This window comes from Novipirellula methanifontis, assembly GCF_052161655.1.
GTDB lineage: Bacteria > Planctomycetota > Planctomycetia > Pirellulales > Pirellulaceae > Novipirellula.
The window spans coordinates 8,652,384-8,675,834 of record NZ_CP197418.1; the positions used below are offsets into that span (position 1 = coordinate 8,652,384).

17 protein-coding genes are annotated in these 23,451 nt (G+C 54.9%); 10 read left to right on the top strand and 7 right to left on the bottom strand.

All coding sequences use genetic code 11. The annotated features are described in order from the left end of the window. Nucleotides 1-14 precede the first annotated feature (14 nt). The 4 genes from SH528x_RS30805 to SH528x_RS30820 all read right to left on the bottom strand — a co-directional run bounded on the left by SH528x_RS30805 (nucleotide 15) and on the right by SH528x_RS30820 (nucleotide 5,339). Nucleotides 15-1,247 carry a DUF1559 family PulG-like putative transporter gene (locus SH528x_RS30805; RefSeq protein ID WP_442507254.1) on the bottom strand — a complete coding sequence of 411 codons (1,233 nt, stop codon included), beginning with the start codon at nucleotides 1,245-1,247 and terminating at the stop codon, nucleotides 15-17. A 165-nt stretch (nucleotides 1,248-1,412) separates the two neighbouring features. Next, complete coding sequence (locus tag SH528x_RS30810; protein WP_442507255.1) at nucleotides 1,413-1,934, bottom strand: hypothetical protein; 522 nt, start codon at nucleotides 1,932-1,934, stop codon at nucleotides 1,413-1,415. Between the two features lie 258 nt (nucleotides 1,935-2,192). Continuing rightward, nucleotides 2,193-4,763: a prolyl oligopeptidase family serine peptidase gene (locus SH528x_RS30815; RefSeq protein WP_442507256.1), complete on the bottom strand. Its 2,571-nt coding sequence runs from the start codon at nucleotides 4,761-4,763 to the stop codon at nucleotides 2,193-2,195. 90 nt (nucleotides 4,764-4,853) lie between these two features. After that, nucleotides 4,854-5,339: a hypothetical protein gene (locus SH528x_RS30820; RefSeq protein WP_442507257.1), complete on the bottom strand. Its 486-nt coding sequence runs from the start codon at nucleotides 5,337-5,339 to the stop codon at nucleotides 4,854-4,856. Nucleotides 5,340-5,527: 188 nt separating this feature from the next. Here SH528x_RS30820 and SH528x_RS30825 point away from each other — a divergent pair, with 188 nt between their 5' ends. The 3 genes from SH528x_RS30825 to SH528x_RS30835 all read left to right on the top strand — a co-directional run bounded on the left by SH528x_RS30825 (nucleotide 5,528) and on the right by SH528x_RS30835 (nucleotide 10,441). Further along, nucleotides 5,528-7,579: a sulfatase-like hydrolase/transferase gene (locus SH528x_RS30825; RefSeq protein WP_442507258.1), complete on the top strand. Its 2,052-nt coding sequence runs from the start codon at nucleotides 5,528-5,530 to the stop codon at nucleotides 7,577-7,579. A 98-nt stretch (nucleotides 7,580-7,677) separates the two neighbouring features. Next, entirely contained in the window at nucleotides 7,678-9,165 is a 1,488-nt protein-coding gene (locus tag SH528x_RS30830; protein WP_442507259.1) for a Gfo/Idh/MocA family protein, read from the top strand. 466 nt (nucleotides 9,166-9,631) lie between these two features. Then, nucleotides 9,632-10,441: an SDR family NAD(P)-dependent oxidoreductase gene (locus SH528x_RS30835; protein WP_442507260.1), complete on the top strand. Its 810-nt coding sequence runs from the start codon at nucleotides 9,632-9,634 to the stop codon at nucleotides 10,439-10,441. A gap of 58 nt (nucleotides 10,442-10,499) precedes the next feature. Here the strand turns inward: SH528x_RS30835 and SH528x_RS30840 are convergent, their stop codons facing one another. Further along, on the bottom strand, nucleotides 10,500-11,996 hold the full coding sequence (locus SH528x_RS30840) for a glycoside hydrolase family 10 (protein WP_442507261.1): 1,497 nt from the start codon (nucleotides 11,994-11,996) through the stop codon (nucleotides 10,500-10,502). Nucleotides 11,997-12,226: 230 nt separating this feature from the next. Between SH528x_RS30840 and SH528x_RS30845 the strand changes: the two genes are divergently transcribed. Continuing rightward, on the top strand, nucleotides 12,227-13,150 hold the full coding sequence (locus SH528x_RS30845; protein WP_442507262.1) for a phosphoribosylaminoimidazolesuccinocarboxamide synthase: 924 nt from the start codon (nucleotides 12,227-12,229) through the stop codon (nucleotides 13,148-13,150). 215 nt (nucleotides 13,151-13,365) lie between these two features. Here SH528x_RS30845 and hemQ read toward each other — a convergent pair whose 3' ends face one another. After that, nucleotides 13,366-14,172 (bottom strand): hydrogen peroxide-dependent heme synthase, encoded by an 807-nt coding sequence (gene hemQ, locus SH528x_RS30850; protein ID WP_442512210.1) that lies wholly within the window; start codon nucleotides 14,170-14,172, stop codon nucleotides 13,366-13,368. Nucleotides 14,173-14,375: 203 nt separating this feature from the next. Beyond that, nucleotides 14,376-15,119, bottom strand: a complete 744-nt coding sequence (locus tag SH528x_RS30855; RefSeq protein WP_442507263.1) for a hypothetical protein — start codon at nucleotides 15,117-15,119, stop codon at nucleotides 14,376-14,378. A 434-nt stretch (nucleotides 15,120-15,553) separates the two neighbouring features. On the opposite strand from SH528x_RS30855, the gene SH528x_RS30860 reads away from it, so the two are divergent. The 6 genes from SH528x_RS30860 to SH528x_RS30885 all read left to right on the top strand — a co-directional run bounded on the left by SH528x_RS30860 (nucleotide 15,554) and on the right by SH528x_RS30885 (nucleotide 23,396). Further along, entirely contained in the window at nucleotides 15,554-16,441 is an 888-nt protein-coding gene (locus tag SH528x_RS30860) for a DUF1571 domain-containing protein (protein ID WP_442507264.1), read from the top strand. A gap of 509 nt (nucleotides 16,442-16,950) precedes the next feature. Beyond that, the gene (locus tag SH528x_RS30865; RefSeq protein WP_442507265.1) at nucleotides 16,951-17,307 is read left to right on the top strand and encodes a YbaB/EbfC family nucleoid-associated protein; all 357 of its coding nucleotides are present in this window, start codon (nucleotides 16,951-16,953) and stop codon (nucleotides 17,305-17,307) included. 5 nt (nucleotides 17,308-17,312) lie between these two features. After that, the gene (recR, locus tag SH528x_RS30870; protein ID WP_442507266.1) at nucleotides 17,313-17,912 is read left to right on the top strand and encodes a recombination mediator RecR; all 600 of its coding nucleotides are present in this window, start codon (nucleotides 17,313-17,315) and stop codon (nucleotides 17,910-17,912) included. Between the two features lie 191 nt (nucleotides 17,913-18,103). After that, a complete protein-coding gene (rpoN, locus tag SH528x_RS30875; RefSeq protein ID WP_442512211.1) occupies nucleotides 18,104-19,588 on the top strand; it encodes an RNA polymerase factor sigma-54 in 1,485 nt (494 codons plus the stop codon). A gap of 84 nt (nucleotides 19,589-19,672) precedes the next feature. Further along, complete coding sequence (locus tag SH528x_RS30880) at nucleotides 19,673-22,090, top strand: DUF1592 domain-containing protein (RefSeq protein WP_442507267.1); 2,418 nt, start codon at nucleotides 19,673-19,675, stop codon at nucleotides 22,088-22,090. Nucleotides 22,091-22,109: 19 nt separating this feature from the next. Then, nucleotides 22,110-23,396, top strand: a complete 1,287-nt coding sequence (locus SH528x_RS30885; RefSeq protein ID WP_442507268.1) for a DUF1552 domain-containing protein — start codon at nucleotides 22,110-22,112, stop codon at nucleotides 23,394-23,396. Nucleotides 23,397-23,451 lie beyond the last annotated feature (55 nt).

Below are 23,451 nucleotides of genomic sequence, written 5' to 3' on the forward strand. Positions count from 1 at the left end.
GGCGATCGATTGGACTAGAAGTCGTCTGAGATGACTTCTCGTGAAGCTCGTGTGCCAAGGGCTCCCCACAAACCGTAGGGACTCCTGGATCCTGGAGCACTTTCAGCGGTTCCACCGCTCCAAACATTCTCGTGGTGAATGTCACCCCCGATGATCGAATCGGTGACAAATTTGACTGAACCATCGCCCATCAACACATGCACGCCGCCTTGATGTCGACTGCTCGGCGGTGCAACGCCATGCGAACTGGCGTTAGGCCCGCCAATACAGAGTTCACGGTTTGGTGGCACGATCGTGTTGAAACCGCTATAGGAGGTACCGCTGGACGCCCAACGATAACCACGACCGTGGTTTGACGGAGCGAGCGTTGCCGCCCCGGCGAGCCAGAATCGAGGACGATTGGGGTCGACCAAACCGTCGTGAACGCAGTAGTCGGGTTCGTCGCGAACCATCTCGGACGATGAATCGTTTCCGATCGCCGCAATCGTACGAATTTCGTTGTCACCGAGATCCGTTGCAATTTCGCCTGCAAAAATCGTGTTGGATAAACCATCCAACACGTCACGGAAACGCATCGTTTGGTGCGATACAAATGCACCTCGACAAGCCGCACGTGCTTCGGTCGCATGCGTCGCAAGATTGCTGAGCGTGACCGTCGTGTCGCTGACGATCCCTAGCGGGCCCCGATCCATATAGTGGACCGAATCTCCTAGACAGACCGCATAGTTGGTTCGTCCAAAGCTAGGCAATCCTACACCGGGATCGCTCGGACAACGCAGCGTTGCCAATTCCGTGACCCAGGGTTGATAGTTTGCTTCGTCCGTTTCTGGGCCCATCGCGGGATACGATCCCAGCGGGTTGCTGATCTGTTCCCACAACGATTGCTGTTCAAAAAACGGAGTCAAGCCAACCCAGGCCGACAAATCCATGCGGTTGCTGACGTCGCTGCCGATCGCAGCTCCGTTAACCCAAGTGCCGCCGCCATGCATCGGCAATTGGTTGTAGGACGAATGGTAATTGTGAATGCTCAAACCGAGCTGTTTCACATTGTTGCTGCAGCTCATGCGGCGAGCCGCTTCGCGAGCCGCTTGCACCGCGGGCAACAACAATCCGACCAAAACCCCGATGATCGCGATCACGACCAACAATTCGACCAAGGTGAAAGCGAAACGTGGGTTACCCGAACGAGAGCTAATAACGCGAGGGCGGGGGCGGCTGCGAGAGTGCAAGATATAAGAGGTATTCATTGTGATTCTCTACGATTCAAAAAAGATTAAGTGATTCAAAAAAGACCGGATCGAAATTCCAGCGCACGTCAGAGCGTCGGTGCGAACATCAAGCAAGCATCAGCACCAAAATGCAGATGCAAAATCAACGATGGTGTTCCGTGCCACGTGCGGCACGAAACGTCTTTAAAGAATCGCAGGAGGACCGCGAGAAGAGATGCCGCCGCGTTGGACGCGTAACGGCCAGCCGTTTCCGGTCAAACCGATTCGATCGACCAGGGTGATCTCGCCGAGCGAGGAAGTCGAATTGGCGACCGTTTGACCGATTAAACTTTGGGCTGCACAGAGGGCACACAGCCCGACGCAAGCGTGAGGATCGCCCGAATCCACTGCATACAAGACCGCGTTGGAATGGTCCGCCGCTTCATCGTCAGCGTGGATCTTGGATGGAGCCGAATTGCTCGCGACGGCAACATCACAATGATCGTGGTCGTGGCAGCATTGGGAGCCGTCGCCGTGATGCGAGCTGTGGTCTTGATGCGAATCGGGCGTCGGAAACGCCGCTTCACAACCGTGACCCGAACAGCACGTTGAACTTGCCGACCCGACGTGTTGTGCGTGCGAATGCCCTGGATGATGGTGCATCGCCGGCAAAAGCCAGCCGCCCACCACATAGGCAATCAACGCGATTCGGGACACAAGATTCATCAAAACAGTGCAGATCGGCGACGGAAAGTGGAGTTATTTTGAAAGGCTTCTACGCGACGTTTACGAAACTAGTTCTAGCCTAAGCAAGTTGAATTAAAGCAAAAAGGTGTTTTCTTGCGTTTTTTGACGATCGCACCCCAAAAACGCTCGTTCCCAGCCGTCTGCCTGGGAACGCACTGCTTTCGAGGCTCCCGCCTCGTCTTTTCTCGCTCAGCCGGCGGGAAAAGCCGCTCTGCTACAGAACGCGGCGAGCACTACCTAAAACCGGGGTTCGTTTTTCCATAATTTACGGATAAAGAAGTCTGCTTGGCGACGATGAGCGTAGGGATGCCCCGCCGCACCGTGCCCAACACCGGGCATCACCAGCAGCTCAAAATCCTTGTCCGCTTTGACCAACGCATCGACCACCTGCATCGTCGTTGCGGGGTCCACATTTTGGTCCATCTCGCCCACGATTAACATCAAGTCACCCTGCAATCGATGAGCCTGGGTCACGTTGGATTGCTCGGCATAATGAGGGCCGATGGGATAGCCCATCCATTGTTCGTTCCACCATCGCTTGTCGACACGGTTGTCATGACATCCACAATCAGCAACCGCCGCGTGATAGAAATCACCATGTGCGATCAGGGCTCGCATCGCACTCTGGCCGCCAGCGGAACCACCCCAGATGCCCACGCGGGAAAGGTCCATTTCAGGTCGATCGATCGCCGCCGCCTTCATCCACGCGATCCGGTCGGGAAACCCGCTGTCGCCAAGGTTCTGCCAACACACGTCGTGAAACGCTTTACTGCGATAGCTGGTCCCCATCCCATCAATTTTGACCACGACAAACCCTAATTCGGCCATTTCAACCAAGCTGGTATGGCGGCCAAATTGCTTGGGCACAAACGCGGAATGAGGCCCGGCGTAAATTGCTTCGAGCACCGGGTACGTCTTACTTGCATCGAAATCGGTGGGACGAATGATGATCCCATGGATATCAGTTTCGCCGTCACGCCCCTTGGCGACAAACCGTTCGGGAAATTGCCATCCCGTCTTCAGCAGCTCGGACGCATCCGCTTTCTCCAACTCAACCACCAACTCGCCCGTCTCGGCATCCCGGAGCTCGGTCACCGGTGGCAGATCGACTCGCGAATACGAATCGACGATAAAGCGACGCTGGGGTGAGAATTGCCACTCGTGATCTCCATCACCACGCGTTAAACGAACGAGATCGCTACCGTCAAAGTTCACACGAATCAGATGACGATGATAGGGATCTTGATCCTTGTCGATCCCCGAAACCGTTAACCAGATTTGTCGATTCGCTTCGTCCACAAACTCGACGTCACGCACTACCCAATCGCCATGCGTGATTGAGTTTTTCACTTCGCCGCTGGCTTGGTCGATCAAGTACAGATTATTCCAACCCGAACGTTCACTCATCCAGATCGCTTCGTCGGTCGCATCGATCCGCCGCAAGAATGTTTTGTGCGAATAACAAACAAACGTCTCACTCTGTTCATTGATCATCGCTCGCGGCTCAGCAGATTCCGCGTCCACCGAGATCACACGCAGCGTTTGATGGCCACGCTGGTTGTACAAGAATGAAAACGAGGTACTGTCGTCGTGCCAATCAAGATCGCCAATCGAATAGGGATTCGGAAACAAGGAATCGTCAATCATCGTGACGGTTGTCTCGGCGATTTCGTTTTCGTTGACACGAAACAGGACGGGACGCGGATGATCCATCGCGTCGCCCGGCTTTGCATAATTGACGGTATGCAATTCGGAGTGAACTGAGCCTTTCGGTGATGACTGGACAATCGGAATCGTTCGCACGTCGACTTTCTCGATTTTCATCGCGACAAAACTGCGAGAATCAGGCGACCACCATACTTGGCCCGTGAATCCATTTTTAGCATCGCCGCCGGTTGTCAAAACTGCTCGGGCATCCGATTCAATTGAATTCAACACCACATTGTGATTTTCAAAAACGACTTGCCAAGATTCGTCGGGCGATCGAGACCGCGACGAACGTCCCGAACGTTTTGTCAAATTCCGTAACGGTTTGGGCGGCAGAGTATCAGCATCGATCCGAGCGAGGGATTGCCACGCGCTGGCGACAAACGCAGCGACGATCGAACCGCCTTGAGTTTCCAAGATCCAACTGTGTCCCTCAAAGGTCGAAATCGACGCCGTTTGTTGAGGTGCAACACGGCCATAGTCGCGGTACTCGCCGGTCGGGGTCACCCATTTGTAACGCAGTGGCTCGGCAGTGCGATTTTCAAACTGGATCTGCGTCCGATCGCCACCATCTCGACTTCTCTGAACTTGTCGATTGGCAGGAAGTATTTCTGAACCGTCCGAATCGACGTGGTCGCTTTCTCGCGAATCGACCTCGCTGAGCGGGCCAGCGGGTAGGACGAACTCCCACTTTCGCTTGCCAAATTCAAATCGTGCCTTGGTAAAACCAGGGTCAAAGGACAACGATCGCAGTTTCAGTTTTTGCTTTGACGACGCCGCTTCCTCACCAAGCTCCGCTGCGAGCAGGCTCACCAGTTTGTCGTGATCAAAAGCCTCTTCGCGAGTTTTTGCCACCGCATCGACGATGATGTATCGGAATGCATTATCGGATGCGAGGACTTGATACCAAAACGAATCCTCGGACGACTCGCTCCAGTTTGGATCAACCTTGTCCGCGAAAATCGGTTGATTGATTCGCTTGGTTAGCGTTTGCCAGCGTTCGTAATCCTGCTTACTGCCTTGCCCGATCGCCACGGTCGGCGCGATCACGATGGCGAACATAGTCAACAAACAGAGAGCACGAGCGGCGAAGGGACGCATGTTTGGATTCTCGCGAGGCAGGTCAAACGGAGACAGGTGGGCGGACAAACCAGGAGCCAGGGCAGGGTGGGGCAGAGCAGGGCAGGGCGTTTACTCGAAGTGGGCTTCGGTCACCCCACGTGCGTTGCTAGGCAATCGCCCCGTCACGGTGACCTCGGTGATCGGGTATCGACCAGGAACGAATCGCTGGTTGGCCTTGGTCATAAAAATGCTTTGCGGCAACACCAACGTCTCGCCTTTGAGCAGAGGTGAATCACGATACAAAAAATACTGGCCGTTCAAATTCACAGTCAGATTGGGAATGTCATGATCGGCCGCGTTGACGATCACCACGACATCGGTCAACAGCCCCCCTCGGCCATCGGGGGCGACCACGGTTTGGCGGTCCAGCGATACTTCCACCGGCAGCGATCGTGACGCGGCCCGACCATAAAATGTCGCGTACAAACTTAACCCCGCCAACGGGAACAGACAGGCCGCCAACAGTGCCAATGTTAAACCCAATCCCGACAATTTCGGGCTCGGTGCTATTTTGCGGGGCGGTTGGTCCGCCAGATCGAAATTAGTTTCAGTCATAGCCCGAAGGATAATCAATACAGACAAAAAAACAGCTAGTGGTTCAGTGTAGGGTGCGCATGTAAACCCACAAGGAGAGATTGAGTTACAATGACAACCGAACCTCATGCGGCCCGATTAACACCGCGGTCCCAGCGACGATCAACGACGACGATTTTCAACCTCCGATCACAAGAGATATCCCCAAAATGATGCGATTGACTGTCCTGTTTTTATTCGCGATGACGCTGGCCCAGCTCTGGCCTCACCCTGCGGCGATGGCAGCCGACACCCCTTCGAAACCCAATGTGATTTTCATTTTATGCGACGACCTGGGCTGGGGTGACCTTGGGGTTCTATACCAAAACGAATCAAAACACGACAAGCGGCTGCACACGCCGATGATCGACCAAATGGCGGCCGAAGGCATCCAGCTTCGCCAGCACTATTGCCCGGCTCCGGTCTGTGCCCCCAGCCGCTCGTCACTGTTGAGCGGCGTGCACCAAGGACACGCCGAGGTGCGGGACAACCAATTCGACAAAAGTCTGGCCGACAATCACACGCTGGCGACAGTGATGAAAAACGCCGGTTATCGAACGGCATTGATTGGGAAATATGGATTGCAGGGCGATGGCGATTCAGCCGAAACATGGCCGGCCTACCCGACCAAACGAGGTTTCGATGAGTTTTTTGGATACGTTCGTCACGTCGATGGGCATGTGCATTACCCAGCCGACGCGTGGCCACTAGGCAACAGCGAAACCCATCGCCAACCCAAGCAAGTATGGCATAACGACCGCGAAGTATCCGCGGGGCTGTCGAAGTGCTACACCACCGATTTGTTCACGGCGCGAAGCAAACACTGGATCGCCGAGCACACCGAATCGAATCCGCAAGGGCCATTTTTCTTGTACCTCGCCTATGACACACCGCACGCGGCACTGCAAACGCCGACGATGGCTTATCCCGAAGGCAACGGTTTGAATGGAGGTATTCAGTGGACCGGCGAAACGGGCCACATGATTAACACTGCCCAAGGCGAAATTGATTCGTACCGCCATCCCGATTACGTCGGCAAGGGATGGAGCGACGAGGAAGAACGATTCGCCACGATGGTTCGACGGATTGACCATTGCGTCGGCGATCTGCTGCAGACGCTGCGTGATCTAAAGATCGACAAAAACACGCTCGTCGTGATTTCAAGTGATAATGGGCCTCACCAAGAAAGCTACCTTGCCAATTCAAATTACGACCCCACGTCGTTCCAGTCGTACGGCCCACTCGATGGGATCAAACGCGATGTTTGGGAAGGCGGCATCCGCGTCGCCACGTTGGCATGGTGGCCTGGGAACATTCCGGCTGGCAAGATCAACACGGAACCAAGTCAGTTCCATGATTGGATGCCGACGTTTGCCGATCTGGGCGGGATTGCCGCTCCGGCCCGCACCGACGGCGTTTCCTTGCGACCACGGTTGACCGGAAAAGGCAAAGCCGCGGCGAGCCAGATTTATGTTGAGTACTCACAGAACGGCTCGACGCCCAAGTACGAAGATTTCTCGCCGTCGCATCGCGGTAAAAAACGAGGCCAAATGCAAGTCGTTCATTTGGACGGGTTCAAGGGCGTGCGTGTAAACATCAAATCACACAACGATCCGTTTCAGATTTTTGACCTGAAGAATGATCCCAAAGAACAGCACAATCTGGCGGACACGAATCCTCGCTTTAAGAAACTTGAAAAACGGATGCGTGACCATGTCTTGCAATCACGGATGCCAAACGCGAGTGCAAAACGGCCCTACGACAACGTTGCCATTCCTGCGGTGCAAGTCACCGAGGCAACGCCCGGTTTGAATTGGTCGTTCTACGAAGGCGAATTTCCCTACGTTCCAAAAACCAGTGGATTGACACCGCAAAAAACGGGCAAGTCTGCGAATATCGACGCCGCGGAATTGCCCAGCGGCAAAGGGGCAATCCAGTGGACCGGTTGGATCGACGTGCCGGAAACGGGAACGTACGAAATGTCGTTCGCGACGGGCAGCAAAGCGTTTCTACGGATCCATCAAGCGTCCGTGTTAGATGCCGACTTTGGCTACCAAGCGGGACAGCGGCGTACGGTTTCGATTAAATTGGCCAAGGGGTATCACCCGATCCAATTAACATGTCTGTCGGATGGCAAAACGCCGCCAACACTCGATTGGAAATGGGGCCGTTCGGCGAACGAGCTCAATTCTGTCGAGGACAAGTCGTTATTTCGTAAGTAACCGACCAACCAATCACTCTCTTCGACTCCACTCACCCACGTTCTTTTACCCGATAGCTCTCCTTTGGCAGAGAGCGTTCAAATTGAGGAATCTTTATCATGACAGCTGAAAAGCAAGCCGAGAATCAATCCAACCGCCGCAACTTTATCACGCAATCTGCCGGAGTCGCTGCGGCGGCATCGGTGGGCTTGTCCGCCACGCGAGCCGCTGCTGCAGCGGGATCCAACGAACGGATGCGAATTGGATTCATCGGCCCCGGCGGTCGCGGCTATGGTGCTCACGTCAAGACGCTGTGCAAGCTGCACGAAGAAGGCCGGAACATCGAGCTCGTCGGTGTCGCCGAAGTCTATAAGACGCAGCGGGACAAGGTCGCCGACCACATCAAGAAAGCCACTGGAACCGATCCAGGTCGTTACGTTGACTATCGTGACATGATCGAGAAAGAAAACCTCGACGCCGTTTGTATTGGGACGCCCGACCATTGGCATCACAAGCAAACGGTCGATTCGATCGCGGCAGGACTGAACGTCTATTGCGAAAAACCGATGACCAAGACGGTCGAAGAGGCGTTTTCGGTCGAAAAGGCGTGGCGAGAAAGTGGCAAAGTCATGCAGGTGGGCGTGCAATCGACCAGTCTGCCGGTTTGGAACCAAGTCAATCAATTGCTCAAAGACGGCAAGCTTGGCAAAGTCTTGGGATTCCAAACCGAATACTTCCGTAACAGCGACATGGGGCAGTGGCGCTACTACAAACTCGAAGCCGATATGTCGCCAAAAACGATCGATTGGAATCGCTGGCTCGGCACAAACGAAGGGCTTGCACCCGAGATGCCATTTGACCGTGAAAAGTACAAACAGTGGCGTCGTTTCTGGCCGTTTGGCAGCGGCATGTTCACCGATCTGTTTGTGCACCGCACCACTTCGATGTTGAAAGCAACAGGACTGCGACTACCTGGACGCGTCGTCGGTGCGGGGGGGCTGTACATGGAATACGATGGCCGTGATGTGCCCGATGTGGCAACCGTGGTCGCCGATTTCAATGAAGGCGTTCAAGGTCTGGTGACCGCCACGATGTGTAACCAAGAATCACGAATTGACCAATTGATTCGTGGACACTTTGGCACGTTCCGTTTTGGAAACGGCGAAGAATTTGACGGTTTCGATTTTATTGCCGAGCGTCCTCAAGTGACTCATGAGCGTGACTATAAGGACGAACGCATTGCCACCGAAAAAGTGGCCAACACGACGCATGCTCACTTTGCAAATTGGCTTGATGCTTGTGAAGCAGGCGAGCCAATGATGTGTAACAACCCACCTGACTTGGGTGCTGCCGCGATCGCCGTGGTTAACCTTGGTGCGGAAAGTTATCGTCAAGGTTCGGTCTTTTTCCTCGATCCAGAATCTCGCGATATTAGCACCACCGATCCAGGCTGGGCTAAGAAGTGGGAGCAACTTTCCGAAGCCCGCGCGAATCCAAAACATATCCCCGGATGGACCGCAGGTGATTTTGGTAGCAAATTGATCGACCCAGAATACATGAACCTGGCCGGTCCTTGGGTCGACGGCAAAGATCCGTCGCAGTCGTAATCGCAGCGACGGCACTGCCATACCGGTTGATTTGATCGAGGCACAAAAAAACCGGCCAATGACGTTTTCACATCATTGGCCGGCTATTTGAAATGCTTCGATCGGTCGGCGGCAAAATGGAGCCGCTGGGAGAAACGCGAAAGTCTCAGCGTACTACTGTACAAGCCTTTGTATGACTTTGGCGAACCCGGAAAATGATCCCTCTGCCGAAATTAGACGACCGAAGCGGTTGTGGGCCTTATTCAGTCCCACAACCTTTATCTTAGACTCGCTAAGGTGTTCATCAAGGTAGGTCGGCAAAAGATTCGCCCGCCGATGAGTCGAACTCGCAAAGTTGTTGCTTTTTTTCCGAAAACCGGTGACGACAAAACTTTTGTGATTTCGCACTTCCTGCATTTCCCCCCGCTGTCCCCTCCATGATCCCTCCCACTACTTTCGCTCCCACCGATTCGGATCCTCCATCACTATGAGCCTCACGCCATCCCCCTTTGCTCTCACCGGACGCCGCGCCCTTGTCACCGGCGGTACTCAAGGTGTCGGAGCTGCCATCGCGAAATCAATCGCCACCGCCGGAGCGGACGTGTTGATTCTCGGGCGCGACGAAGACGAGATCGCGATTCGCACCCGAAACGAACTCCGCGAATTGGGGGTCCAAGCGGAATTATTGACCGCCGATTTATCAGCCCCACCAAATGAATATCTTGCACCTCTGATGGCGGCGATTGACAATACGATGCCGGGCATCGATCTGTTGATCAACAACGCTGGCACGTTTATCGACACGCCTTTCCTAGAGATGACGTACGAACGTTATCGCACCACGATCGATTTGAATGTCACCTCAGGATACTTTTTGACTCAAGCGTTTGCCAAACGTTGGATCGAAAAGGGAGTGGCTGGCCGTGTGCTGTTTACCGGTTCGATCAATGGCGTGTTGGCGGAACCCGATCACACCGCCTATGACACCAGCAAGGGAGCAGTCGCGGCGATGGTCCGCTCGCTGTGCGTTTCGCTGGCCCCTCATCAAATCCGAGTCAACGCGATGGCACCGGGATTGGTCCGCACTCCATTGACTGACATCGTCAACCAAGACACTCGCATTGAAAGCTGGATGAAACTGCACACGCCAAACGGTCAGATTCCCAGCCCCGATGCATGTGGTGGCGCCGCAGTGTTCCTGTTATCCGACGCGGCAGAACATGTCCATGGACAAACGTTATTGGTCGACGGCGGAATGAGCGTTTGGCAACAACCCGATGTACCAGAAAAGTGGTAAACGCTTTAGTAGGACGCCGAAAGTCTTGGCGACTTTCGCTACGAGAAGGCGGCAGAGCCTACGCTAAAAAGTCGCGTCGGACTCGCGTTAGATAGTCCAGCAGCGGTCGCGGTTCGTTCTCGGCGTCGATCAATCCCGAATGGCTCAACACATGCGGCAATGCATCGGACCAGCCGTCCCAAACAATGCCGTGCACGATATGCTTAGCAAGCAGCGTGCGGATCAGCGGGCTTGCGATTCGCAGTTGATCGGAACTCGCATCAAGTTCGGACGAGGTTTCGGGTAACGTCTCGAGCGGATAAATCGCTTTTTCATCCGCTCCACGATCTCCGGGGATCGACAGCTGAACCAGCAGCGGCAATCCGAGCGTTCCCCAGCGGTCAATCATTTGGCCGAAGTCGATGGCCGAGCGTGGCAGCGTCGCACCGCTGGCGTAGTTGACTCGCACATCCAAACCAAACCCCGCCATCCCAAGTCCGCTGCGAGCGATTGCATCGGCAAAGTGAAGAGGCGAGATCGCATCTCGGTGTTTCGCCAAATATTCGCCAAACGGTTGATCAAACATCATGATTGCCGGAGTGTTGGGATCGTTGCGGCGAACCGTCTGTAAAATTCCCACGGCTAATCGCATGATTTGCTCGTCGTCTAGCTTCAGCGGGCCTGGCGTATTGAGTCCCGAAGCACAATTCCAAAGCTGGACCGAACCGCGAAGTTTTAAAACAGTGCGTTCGGCAAAATTACAAACCGATTGCAACAACGACTCAAAATCATCTTCGAGCAAATACAACCAGTGTGGCATCAATCGCTCGCGGAAATCCAATAGCGGACCTCCGATCACTCGCAGCCCTTTTGACGCGCACCAACGAATCGATTGCTCGGCTGCGTCGTAGTCGAACCGGCCTGAATCGGTTTCGATATCGGCCCAACTCAATCGCACCGCCGCAGAATTAAATGCCGCGCAAAACTCTTGTTCGTGATCTGGCTCGGTTGGGCTCGGCGGAACGACGGCCGCGGCTAACAAGGTCCCCAGCTGGGCCTCGCGTTGTTTGCGGAACGACACCGACTGGATCGCGTAACTGTCACCGAGTTCCGCGTTGGCCTGTTCCAGGATCGAAATCGCGTCGATCGCATATTCGGATGCCACGCCGGGATCGCCTCGACGTTGAGCCGCGTCGAGAAAACGTTGCGTTCCCTCGGCCATCAGCTCTAAAAATGTACTGGTCAACGTCAATCCGGCTCGTTCCCAGGCATCGGATTGGATGCGGGCGCGATAACAACTGCCGCGAGCCAATTCCAACAGCAACAGGTGGGCTTCCTCGAGCGGCCGCAAACTACATGTATTGAGCGTGCAATAACCGACGCCTTCGATCGGGCAGGTCAAAAACAGCTTCCCGGAGGACTCGATGCCTCGCGTTATCGTCAATCGCGATCCGTCGAACTCGTTTCTCGATTGCCAAGGAACGCCTTCAATCCCACAGATGTAGGCATCTTTCCAGAGTGACCGGCTGATAAAATCTTGAGCCGTCTCAGGGACATCGAAGAAAAACTGTCCCATAGTGTATTGCCAGGCCAAATCCGAAATTGAAGAGTCATACGCGTGTGCGCAACCGTAAATTGAAGCATGAGAGCGTAACGTATTATTTCCAGCACGTCGCCATCGGTCTTCCGCGACAGTTATTGTACTTTCTAAACGGGGGATTCGCGAGACGAGGGGGGACGTCCGCAGCGGGGATTCGCCAGAGAAGGCTAGTTGCCGAGTGGGGGTCGTTTTGGCAAAGTAATTGCATGAGCAACCAAAACGAATCCAGCCCCCCGGACCTGTACACCTTTGACGCCAATGGCGCACTGCTATCGACGCATTTGCCAGTGCCCCGACGCAGCGGCAAAGTCCGAGACGTCTACGATCTGGGAAATTCGCTGATGATCGTCAGCAGCGATCGAATCAGCGCCTTTGATTACATCTTGCCCAGTGGGATTCCGAATAAAGGCCGCTTATTGACGCAAATGAGCCGTTTTTGGTTTTCAATCCTGCCCGTCCGACATCACTTGCTGGCGACGGAGATCCCCGCCGACTTGACGCAAAAGTTCGATACATCGCCGCTGGAAGGCCGAACGATGATTGTCGAAAAAGCCGACGTGGTGCCGTTTGAATGCGTCGTCCGCGGCTATCTCGAAGGCAGCGGACTCAAGGAATATCAAGCGACCGGCGAGATTTGCGGGAACGCACTTCCGCAGGGACTGAAGCAGTGCGATGCGTTGCCCGAGCCGATTTTCACTCCGGCAACGAAGGCGGAAGAGGGACACGACGAAAATGTTTCTTTCGAGCGGATGGCGTCCGACATCGGTACGGAACTCGCCGAAAAGCTTCGCGACCAAAGCCTCCATATCTACCGCGAAGCGTCTCAGCACGCTGCATCCAAGGGACTGATCATCGCGGATACCAAATTCGAATTCGGCATGGTCGACGGCGAATTGGTGCTGGTTGACGAAGTGCTGACTCCAGACAGCTCACGATTTTGGAACGCAGCCAGCTACGCCCCGGGATCGGCTCAGCCCTCATTCGATAAGCAGTTCGTTCGCGAGTATTTGTCCCAATGCGGCTGGGACAAACAATCCGATCCGCCGCCGCTGCCCGCCGAGGTGATCGAGCGAACGGCAGCCAAATACACCGAAGCGTTTGAGCGAATCACCGGCGAAACATTCTCCTGAGGACCGTCGGAACAATAAGTGACGGGTTTTCCCGTAGCGGAAGTCGTCAAGACTTTCGTTTTCCAGGCTGGTCAAAACTCTTGACGAGTTCCGCTACGTCAGTAATTACTCCGAAGGTCCTTAGCGGTAGTGGATCTTGTTAAAGATCCTCATGCAGCAGGATCTGTAACAAGATCCACTACCCTAAACTTCATAGGTGACAGAGCGCTTGGCCCCTAATTCAGTTGGCAATGCTCGAGGATTTCCTCGGCACTCGCACGATAGCCAACGTAGAACGGCCCGAATTCACCGTACTTGGCACTCGCTTCGTCGAATCGCATCTTGTAGACAATCTCTTTCAAGTACTCGGGATTTCGCCCCCACAGGGTGACCATCCATTCCCAGTCGTCGATACCGACGCCGACGGAGATTAGCTGGCTTACTTTGCCGGCGAACGCCATGCCGCTTTGGGCATGTTCGGCCATCATCTTGTTTCGCAGACTGAACGGTTCGGTGAACCAGTTGGCGCCGACCACGCGGCTTTTGTTCATCGGGTAAAAACAAGCCACGGGCCATTCGGGAAATTCTGGGCGGATCCGCTGCTCGTTCATCATCGGTAAACGTCGCTCATACCCCGCCACCTTGGCTGCCACTTCGGGCGAACCGGCGACTTCGCCACCGGCGATCAAACGTTTTTCGTATTCCTCGATCGAAGGAACGTACTCGCTCACTTCGGTCATCGAAACAAACGACCAGCTCGCTTCGACGAATTGGCCCAACGGCGGAGCAAGAATGCGTTGATGAACCGCATCCACCTTGGCCGGATCGGGATCCATGATCATCACGCCGAAATCGGCACGATGGCCGCTGGTCCAGTAACTCGCGAGTCGCTCGGGCGCCACTTCTGCGGCCGGATGCAGGGCCGCTTTGAACTGACTTTGGCATTCGGCACTCAAACGCGAAGTAAGTGCTTCGCGGCGAAAACGATAAAAGTAATGGGCACAATGCCATCCGTTCTCGGGGATCACCGAAGGCTCAGGCAATGGGGCACCATGGTGACCTGGACGGCCAGGTGACGCGGGGGCGGGACGCCCTGAGGAAGGTTCAGGAGAGCTCATCGTGTATCGCTAGGGGAAAGAGGTTTCGAACTACGGCAACAAATTCCGCAGCGAACATGGTACCCCGACTGCCGCCAAGTTTGAAAGAAGGGCGATAAGACCCTGATTCGCCTCTATGGATCCCAACGCTATTGCAAGATCCATTCGGTATAGCGGTCCCGATACCCCGTGTGCTTGGACCAGCTTCGCTTGCTGCTGGCTCCGAAATAGCCGTACGAATAAGGCGTCTTCCAGCTCGCACTCTCCTTGGCTTGCGGGATCATCGCTGGCGTACCGACCTTGCGCTGATGATGCGACGAGTGAGGAGGATGGGTTTCCGAGTATCGCTCCCCGAGCTTGTTTTTGGGCAAACTGAATTCCGGTGAGCGGATCACGCGGTGCGTCGGCGTCGGATTGCCAGGACCGACTGCCCCCCCAAAAAGATCCGAAAGCAGGCCCACGTTCTGCCCGACTGGCGGATCGGACTGTTCGGAAACATTGATCGGAGGTTCGCCGTGAGCGTGCAAATGACGTCCCATTTGGGATGCGTCGGCCATTTGGGATGCGTCGGCAGATTCTGCGGCCAAACGGACACGTTGCGAGTAACGGCTGTTTGCAGTCGATTGGCCTGAGGACGCCGCCGAGGAACTGGACGACACATGCCGAACCGTGGCGGGCCGAACCGGGGCGGGCCAATCCACAGGGTCACGCAGCGGTTGTGGCGGCCGTCGCGGCTGATTCGATGTGGCCACGGGAGCCCAAGACTGCCGTGCCCTGGCTTCCGCCGGTGTCATGTCCTCGGCAACTGTCTGGGAAACGACAACCGTTGATGGAAAAACGAGCACCAACCACACGGCCAAGCAGGATCCGGCGAAAGAACGGATTGAAATCATTTCAAAATACTCGACCGAGGCGAATGAGCGTCCAGCGGGCCTGGCAAACTAGGAAGACTTTGCCGATTGCCCGCTTTTTACTCATCGGCCGGCCGATACGGGGTAGTTGAGCCGAAAATCAAAGATTGATTCAAGAACGACCCGAGAACAGCAGACAATGTTTTTTTGCTTCATTCCCCAATCAATTTGGCAAAAATGGTCTAGAAACTGCATTGTCGCCGGCTGTATGGTGAAACTACGAATCCCCGGTCGAAATACGGAGTGTTTAGTCTGTTGCGGAGGGGTGGCGAATCATCGCAGCAATGGTTCCGGATATGCCGGTTACGGTATTGAAGACTGTGATGCTTTTCCCTTTTCATGATTCGTACTCTCGTTCGGCGATAGACAACCTAGGCGGCAACGGAGGCCGCAACGTTACTTCCAGGAAGAAATTCATGAAAATGCAACGCCGCCGTTTTGTCGCTCTGTTTGGTTCGCTTTCCGTTACTGGTGCGCTGGGGACGGGGAGTGCATTTGCGGAAGATCCACAGCTCGTCGAACCAATCCACCGCGTTGCGAACGCGGCCAGCATCACCCCCAAGCATATTGCCCAGCACCCGCTGGACCGCGCCCTCGACATAGCCAAGGACGCGCTGACGCACTGCCGCGCCAACGTGAACGACTACACCGCGATCTTGGTAAAGCGTGAACGCGTAGGGGATACGCTTGGCGATTATGAATACATGTATGCGAAAGTTCGCAATCGCAAAACGAATGGCGGCCAGATTACCCAGCCGCTGAGTGTTTATCTCGGTTTTCTGAAACCAAGCACCGTCAAAGGTCGCGAGGTCTTGTTCGTCGAGAACCAAAACGATGGCTACCTGATCGCTCACGAAGGCGGCTTCAAAGGCAAGTTCCTGCCCACGGTCACGATCCCCGTCGACGGCATGTTGGCGATGCGTGGTCAACGTTACCCGATGACCGAAATCGGTATCGAAAACTTGATCGTCAAGTTGATCGAACGGGGCCAACAAGCCAAACAGTGTCCCGACGTTGCTTGCGAATTCCGCAAAAATGCACGTATCAAAGACCGCGTGTGTACCGTGTTGCATGTGACCCAGCCGACCCGCACCCCCGGTGCCGAATTCCATCAGGCTCAGATCTTTATCGATGACGAGCTGAACTTGCCAATTCGCTACGTGGCCTACGATTGGCCCAAGCGTGAGGGAGCTCCCTTGGAAGTGATCGAAGAGTACACCTACCTCGATCTAAACGTGAACGTTGGTCTCAGCAACGCAGACTTTGACCAGTACAACACGGCGTATAATTTCCGCTCGAAATAACGCTCTAGCCTAGCGGGCATGGGGAGCAAATAAGCTGGGGAAATGAATCGTGTTAACGGTTTGTTGATTTTGTGAGCCGCGACGTGTAAGACAGCGTCCGGCTTAGAAACCCCCTTTATTCACATGGCCGCGTAGCAATTACCATTACAACCCGACGCGTGAGCGAGGGACCTCCGGTAACACGCTGCAAGATTGCTTCGAGTCCCTCGCTTACGCTTTGGGTTCTGATTTTTCTAACCCAGCGTTCCTGTAAGCGGCTGGGGCCCCGCACATTATCCGGTGCCTCACGGCCCACGGCTCACCCTCGCTACTAAAAGCACTTCTTCTGGGGCCAAGCGGCCCTTAGGGGGGCGATCTCTTCTCGCCCAACTCCCTGCTCGCCTGGCTCGATGCCCATCCGCCTCGACTCTGATTAGAATCGCAGGTGTTGGGGATCGTTTGCCAACGGTATACAATTCGCACTCAGCGATCGTCTCTTTCCTGCATTCTCCTAATTTTAAGCGTTCAATATGTTCAAAGGACTTGGCAATCTCGGCAACATCGCGTCGATGATGGGATCGTTCCAAAAGCTGCCCGAAAAGATGCAGCAGCTCAATGACCAGATGAAAGTCGCGACAGTCACGGGAACGGCCTCCGAAACCGACGTCACCGTCTTGATGAACGGATTGGGGCATGTCCAATCGGTGCAGATCCGCGGCGAGTATTCCAGCGAAGTGATTGAGATCTCGGTGCTCGAAGCGACCAACGAGGCGGGTGCCGCAGCCAAACAGATGTACGCCGACGGCATTTCCCAAATGGTTGCCGACATGGATATCAACATCCCAGGCTTGGATGGCATCTTGGCAAACTTGACCGGAGGCGGTTGATCACGATGAGCAATCATGCTGGCGCCGTATCGGAATTAGTGGAACAACTTGGGCGACTACCCGGGATCGGACGCAAAAGCGCCGAACGTTTGGCGTTCCACCTGCTGCGGGTCAGCGAGCACGAGGCACTCGGACTTGCTGACGCGATCCGGCGTGTTCGAAAGGACGTTCGCTATTGCTCGGCATGCTTCAATCTGTCCGAAACCGAGCTGTGTGCGATCTGTTCGGATCCCAATCGAGATAGCACACGGATCTGTGTCGTCGAGCAGCCTCGTGACCTAATGAGTCTCGAACAATCGAGTGCCTATCGAGGCGTCTACCACGTGTTACTCGGCCGGATCGCCCCGTTGGACGGAATCGGCCCCGACCAATTAACGATCGATCCTCTGGTCGAACGCGTGCGAAAAGGTAACTTCGTCGAAGTGATCATGGCGACCAACCCGACGGTCGAGGGAGACGGAACCTCCCTCTATATCTCGAACCTTTTGAGCGAATATCCGGTCGAAGTCACCCGTTTAGCCCGGGGAATTACGGCTGGAAGCGTGTTGGAATATGCCAATCGCGAAATGATCGCGGATGCATTGACGGGCCGGCAAAAACTATAGTACCAACACGCTATAGAAACTTTTCTTGGCCAAAGCCGCATTTTTCTCGCCAATGGCACAGCGAGTGCTGGTAGAATTGCGGCGCACCGAATGCCAGTTCCCCACCGATTGCCAGTTCCCTGGTTCGGGGACAGGCGGTGCCAGGATTCCACCTCCTCGTATTTTCAGAGAATGCAACAATGCGGATGTCGATGGGTCTTCAGGCCCGGCAAATGCAGGTTCAGAAGTTGGCCCCTCGGATGATCCAGTCAATGGAGATTCTGCAGCTGCCTACATTGGCTCTGCAGGAGCGCATTGAGCAGGAGATGAACGAGAATCCGCTGCTCGAACAACAGGATGTCGACCCAACGGAGCCGGATCAACTCGACGATGATGCTCCTTCGGCCGATACACGTAGCGAAGACGAGAAAGAACTCGTCGTCGACAACGATCACGCTAACCAAGACGACTTCGAACGCTTGGAAAAGATGGTCAATGATCTTCCCAGCACGTTTGATGACTCGTTCCGTCGCTCGTCCAACCGCATGCAGGACGATGCTGATCGCCGCCATGATTTGATGGCCAACGCTCAGTCGCGGCCAGAATCGCTGAACGATTTCTTGCTTCATCAACTCGCCGAAATGGACATTGATGATCGCATTGAAAAGCTGGCTGAACGAATTATCAGCACGCTCGATGCACGCGACGGTGGCTATCTTCGCACCCCGTTGGTTGATTTGTTGTCCGCCGGACACACCGAAGAAGATTTGCATCTCGCTGAAAAAGCACTCGGTATTGTGCAATCGCTTGAACCCGCTGGGATCGCGGCACGTGACCTGAGCGAATGTCTGCTGAATCAACTTTCCCCTGCGATTCCTCATTACGAGGAAATGAAGACTTTGATCCGCTCGCACTTGGTCGACTTGGCCGAGAATCGCTTGCCGCAAATCGCCAAGAAGACGAACTTCACGATCGAGCAGATCCAAGAAATCCGTGAAGAGCTGCATATGCTCAACCCCAAACCGGGCGCGGCGTTCATGGAAACCTACGTTCCCAATGTCACCCCCGATATCATCTTGGAACAAGATGACGATGGGGAATACAAAGTCCGGCTCGATGATGACCGCGTCCCGCAGTTGTTCATTAGCGACTATTACCGCAGCCGACTGCAGGACCCCACCAGCACGACCGAAGAACGCGAGTTCATCAAACAGAAAATCAGCAGTGCCCAGTGGCTGATCGACTCGATCGAACAGCGACGTAGCACGTTAACCAAGGTCGCCGAAGCGATTGTCGTACATCAAAAGAGATTCCTCGACGAAGGTCCCGAGGCGATCGAACCGCTAAAGATGCAACAGATTGCCGACAAAGTGGGCGTCCACGTGACTACGGTCAGCCGAGCGGTCGACGATAAATGGATCCAAACTCCGCGTGGCATTTTGCCGTTGAAGCGATTCTTTGTCGGCGGAACACAAACCGAAGATGGCGACGATGTTGCTTGGGATACGATTCGGTTGAAGCTGCAAGAATTGATTGACAAGGAAGACAAGAGCAATCCTTACAGCGACGAGCAACTGGTCGACGAGCTGAAAAAGGCGAGCATGACTGTCGCCCGCCGAACGGTAACAAAATACCGAAAACGGATGGGAATTCCTAGCAGCCGCCAGCGTCGCGATTGGTCACTTGTTAAAAAGTAACCAGGAATGCGAATGAGACGCTAAGGACGGCTGAATATCCATCGTGACGGTCGCCTGATGTCCCACCCTTTCCGCTCTCTCCTGATGCTCGTCCCGCTCACCGTGGGACTTTTGGTTGGCGGTGCCAATGCTGCCCCGCCCTCCGATTCCCAGGCATCTGAAACCTCCTCGCCTGCGGAAATCCAGCTCGAAACATTTTTCGAGCGACACTGCGTCGAGTGCCACAGCGGAAAGGAAGCGGAAGCCGGTATTCAGTTTGACGCATTGACCGCGTCCTCCCGATGGCAAGCCGATTTGGCGACGTGGTCCCGGGTGGTCGACGCACTCCAGCATGGCGAGATGCCGCCGCCCGATTCGCCGCGTCCTGATCCAGCAACAACCTCCGCAGCGATCGAGCACATTGTGGGTCGCGTTGCTAGAACCACATCGGAAAAGCCGCTATCGCTTCGCCGGATGAATCGCCGCGAGTACGAAAACACGATTCATGATCTATTGGGAATCGAAGTGCCGTTAGTGGATCTTTTGCCCGAGGACCAGTCGGTGCAGGGATTTGACAACGTCGCCGATGGGTTAAGCATTTCCTCGGTTCTGCTCGAGCAATACCTTCAGGCCGCGGACATCGCCTTTGATGCGGTGGTGCGCCGGATCAAGCCGCTGCCTCCGCAAACGCGTCATGTCGAGATGATGCAAGTTCGCGACAACATTGAATCGGTGAAAAAGAAAAAGGGGGGAACGATCGAAGTCGAGAATTCGTTCGTAAAATTCACTCCCGGTTGGCCTCCCGCACGACTCGACGAGGTGCACCCGATCGAAGACGGCGTCTACCGCTGTCGCGTTGCCCTATGGCCGCACGATCCTGGTGAGCGAACGTTGTCGGTCGCAATCTATACCGGGTCGCTGTTCGGCCCCGAGACTCGCAAATTCATCGGTATCTACGATGTCACCGGGACTCCGACGAACCCTCGCGTGATTGAATTTACCACCGCGATGGACGAAGGGCATTCCATCCACATCGTGCCACGAATTTGGCCCGAGCATGTAACGTGGCGAGACAAGCACGAGTCGCGTCCAGGCGTTGGTATCGCGTGGGCCGAAACACATGGTCCGATTGACCAAAGCTTCCCTAGCGAAGCTCAGAAACGACTCTTCGGCAACTCCGACTCGATCACGATGGTCCCCGAGCAAACCATCTACATGCGACATCGAAAAGGGGTGCAACGGCACGTGGTCGAGTCGTCCAATGCTGAGGAAGATGCCGAGCGAATCATTCGCAACCTTGTGCCGCGTGCCTTTCGCCGTCCCGTCGATGAATCCGAGATCGAACCGTTCGTTCGTTTAACGCTCGAGCGATTGCAGTCAGGTCGCACATTTGAACAGGCGGTGCGAGCCGGCGTCACCGCCGTATTATGCTCGCCTCAATTTTTGCTGATCAATCGCGATCCCCAAGTGGATAGCTACACGATCGCATCGCGGTTGTCCTATTTCCTGTGGTCGACGATGCCCGACGAACGACTGCTTGAACTGGCTGCGTCCGACAAGCTACGCGATCCTAAAATCCGCAAGGCGGAATCCGAACGCATGATGCGTGACCCCAAGATCCAGCGTTTCGTCGAAAACTTTACCGGACAATGGCTCGACCTCCGCGACATCGAATTCACCACGCCCGATGGCAAACTGTATCCCGAATATGATCCTCTTTTGATCGAAGCGATGCTCGGGGAAACTCGTCACTTCTTTACGCATGTTTTGCAAGAAGATCTCAGCGTCGCAAATTTCATCGACTCAGACTTTACCTTTCTGAATGAACGAATCGCGAAACATTACGGCATCCAAGGCATCAGGGGCAATGAAACGTTTCAACGAGTGGAGCTTCCACCTGACAGCGTTCGCGGCGGGGTGCTGACGCAAGCGAGTGTGTTAAAGGTGACGGCAAATGGCACCACGACCTCGCCTGTGATTCGTGGAAATTGGGTACTGACGAATTTGCTTGGCCGCAGCGTACCGCCACCGCCGCCCGGCGTTGCCGCGGTCGAACCCGACATTCGTGGCGCCACGACGATCCGCGAACAATTGAGTAAACATGCATCCGTCGATTCATGTGCAAGCTGCCACAAACGAATCGATCCTGCCGGATTTGCTTTGGAACATTTTGATCCGATCGGAGGCGAGCGGACTTGGTATCGATCGCTCGGTGAGGGAGAAAAGATTCCGGACAAGCGAATTTCTTATCGCAAAGGCCCGTCGGTCGAAACCGCCTCGCATTTTGCCGACGGTCGACCGTTCGACGATTTCAAACAATTTCGCGAATGTTTGCTGCAAGACCAAACGTCGATCACGCGAGCCATCACGAGCAAACTGTGCATCTATGCATTCGGTCGCCGCATCACGCTTTCAGATCGTCGTGGCATCGATGCGATCGTCAACGAAGCCAAACAGAACGATCACGGTTTGCGTTCGTTGATTCTGGAAATCGTCGCGAGTGACTTATTTCTGCAGCCTTAAACCTAAAAAGCATCGCATCATGAACCTCCGCATTGATCGCCGGCGAATTTTACGAGCCACGGGCGTCGCGATGTCGCTGCCGCTGCTGCAGACATTCTCGCCAACCTCCGCTGGGGCAGCCGATCCTCTAGACACGACGACCGACCCGAGCAACGGTGATATCCGCCGCATGCTGATGATTTGTGCTCCGCTAGGAATCCACACCCCCAACCTGTTCCCGAAATCAGCGGGGCACCAATACGAGGTCACTCCGTACTTGGAACCTCTACAAAAGGTTCGCAACAAGGTTTCCATCGTGTCCGGTTTGATGCACCCGGATGTCGACGGAGGGCATTCGGCTGAGAAAAGTTTTTTAACCGGCGCACCCCACCCCGGCCAGCCTAGTTTTCACAACACCATTTCGGTCGACCAATACGCGGCGGAACAAATTGGCCACCGCACTCGATTTGGTTCGTTGGTGTTGGCGGCAAACCGATCGAGTCTTTCGTTCACGCGATCGGGTGTGCAAATCCCCGCCGAATCGCGTCCGTCACGACTGTTTGCCAAGCTGTTTCTCGAAGGCAACAAAGACGAAAAGGCTGCTCAAATGCGGCGAATCGAAGATGGCCAGAGCGTGATGGACCTTGTTCTTGAGCAAACTCGCAAGGTCCAGCGTGATGTGGGTCGAGACGACAACCAAACCTTGGATCAATACTTTTCAAGTGTCCGCGAACTCGAAGTCCGGCTCGTGCAAGCGGCTCAGTGGGAGAAACGCCCCAAGCCCATTGTCGATCGCAAGCCGCCGACCGACATCACCGATCGCGCCGACTTTACCGGAGCGATGCAATTGATGTACGACATGATTTTTCTGGCCATCCAAACCGATTCCACGCGGCTGATCACCATGATTGGCGCCGGCGGCAACGAAGTGGTCGCACTGGAGGGAGTCGACGATGGATGGCACAATCTAAGCCACCACGGTCGTGATCCCAATAAGATCGAAATGTTATCGATCATCGAAAAAGAAGAGATGCGGCTGTTTGCCGAACTGCTGCAAAAACTCGATGAAGTTCGCGAAGGCGACAAAACGCTGTTGGATCAAACCGCAATCATGCTGGGATCGAACCTTGGAAACGCATCGAGCCACAGCAATACAGATTTACCAATCCTTGCCGCGGGAGGCCATTTTAAACATGGCCAACATCTCGCCTTTGCTGCCGATTCGCCACCCCCACTTTGCAACTTGTTCGTCAGCTACCTGCAACACCTCGGACTCGAAACCGATCGTTTTTCCAGTGGCACCAGCACACTAACTGGACTTGCATAAGGTCAAGCCGGAAATGAACTGTCGTCGATTGAAGCGTAGGGCCGGTTCCTAGCGG

Coding starts and splice junctions, on each gene's coding strand:
- SH528x_RS30805 (WP_442507254.1), bottom strand. CDS start 1,247: ATGAATACCTCTTATATCTTGCACTCTCGCAGCCGCCCCCGCCCTCGC.
- SH528x_RS30810 (WP_442507255.1), bottom strand. CDS start 1,934: ATGAATCTTGTGTCCCGAATCGCGTTGATTGCCTATGTGGTGGGCGGC.
- SH528x_RS30815 (WP_442507256.1), bottom strand. CDS start 4,763: ATGCGTCCCTTCGCCGCTCGTGCTCTCTGTTTGTTGACTATGTTCGCC.
- SH528x_RS30820 (WP_442507257.1), bottom strand. CDS start 5,339: ATGACTGAAACTAATTTCGATCTGGCGGACCAACCGCCCCGCAAAATA.
- SH528x_RS30825 (WP_442507258.1), top strand. CDS start 5,528: ATGATGCGATTGACTGTCCTGTTTTTATTCGCGATGACGCTGGCCCAG.
- SH528x_RS30830 (WP_442507259.1), top strand. CDS start 7,678: ATGACAGCTGAAAAGCAAGCCGAGAATCAATCCAACCGCCGCAACTTT.
- SH528x_RS30835 (WP_442507260.1), top strand. CDS start 9,632: ATGAGCCTCACGCCATCCCCCTTTGCTCTCACCGGACGCCGCGCCCTT.
- SH528x_RS30840 (WP_442507261.1), bottom strand. CDS start 11,996: ATGGGACAGTTTTTCTTCGATGTCCCTGAGACGGCTCAAGATTTTATC.
- SH528x_RS30845 (WP_442507262.1), top strand. CDS start 12,227: ATGAGCAACCAAAACGAATCCAGCCCCCCGGACCTGTACACCTTTGAC.
- SH528x_RS30855 (WP_442507263.1), bottom strand. CDS start 15,119: ATGATTTCAATCCGTTCTTTCGCCGGATCCTGCTTGGCCGTGTGGTTG.
- SH528x_RS30860 (WP_442507264.1), top strand. CDS start 15,554: ATGAAAATGCAACGCCGCCGTTTTGTCGCTCTGTTTGGTTCGCTTTCC.
- SH528x_RS30865 (WP_442507265.1), top strand. CDS start 16,951: ATGTTCAAAGGACTTGGCAATCTCGGCAACATCGCGTCGATGATGGGA.
- recR (WP_442507266.1), top strand. CDS start 17,313: ATGAGCAATCATGCTGGCGCCGTATCGGAATTAGTGGAACAACTTGGG.
- rpoN (WP_442512211.1), top strand. CDS start 18,104: ATGGGTCTTCAGGCCCGGCAAATGCAGGTTCAGAAGTTGGCCCCTCGG.
- SH528x_RS30880 (WP_442507267.1), top strand. CDS start 19,673: ATGCTCGTCCCGCTCACCGTGGGACTTTTGGTTGGCGGTGCCAATGCT.
- SH528x_RS30885 (WP_442507268.1), top strand. CDS start 22,110: ATGAACCTCCGCATTGATCGCCGGCGAATTTTACGAGCCACGGGCGTC.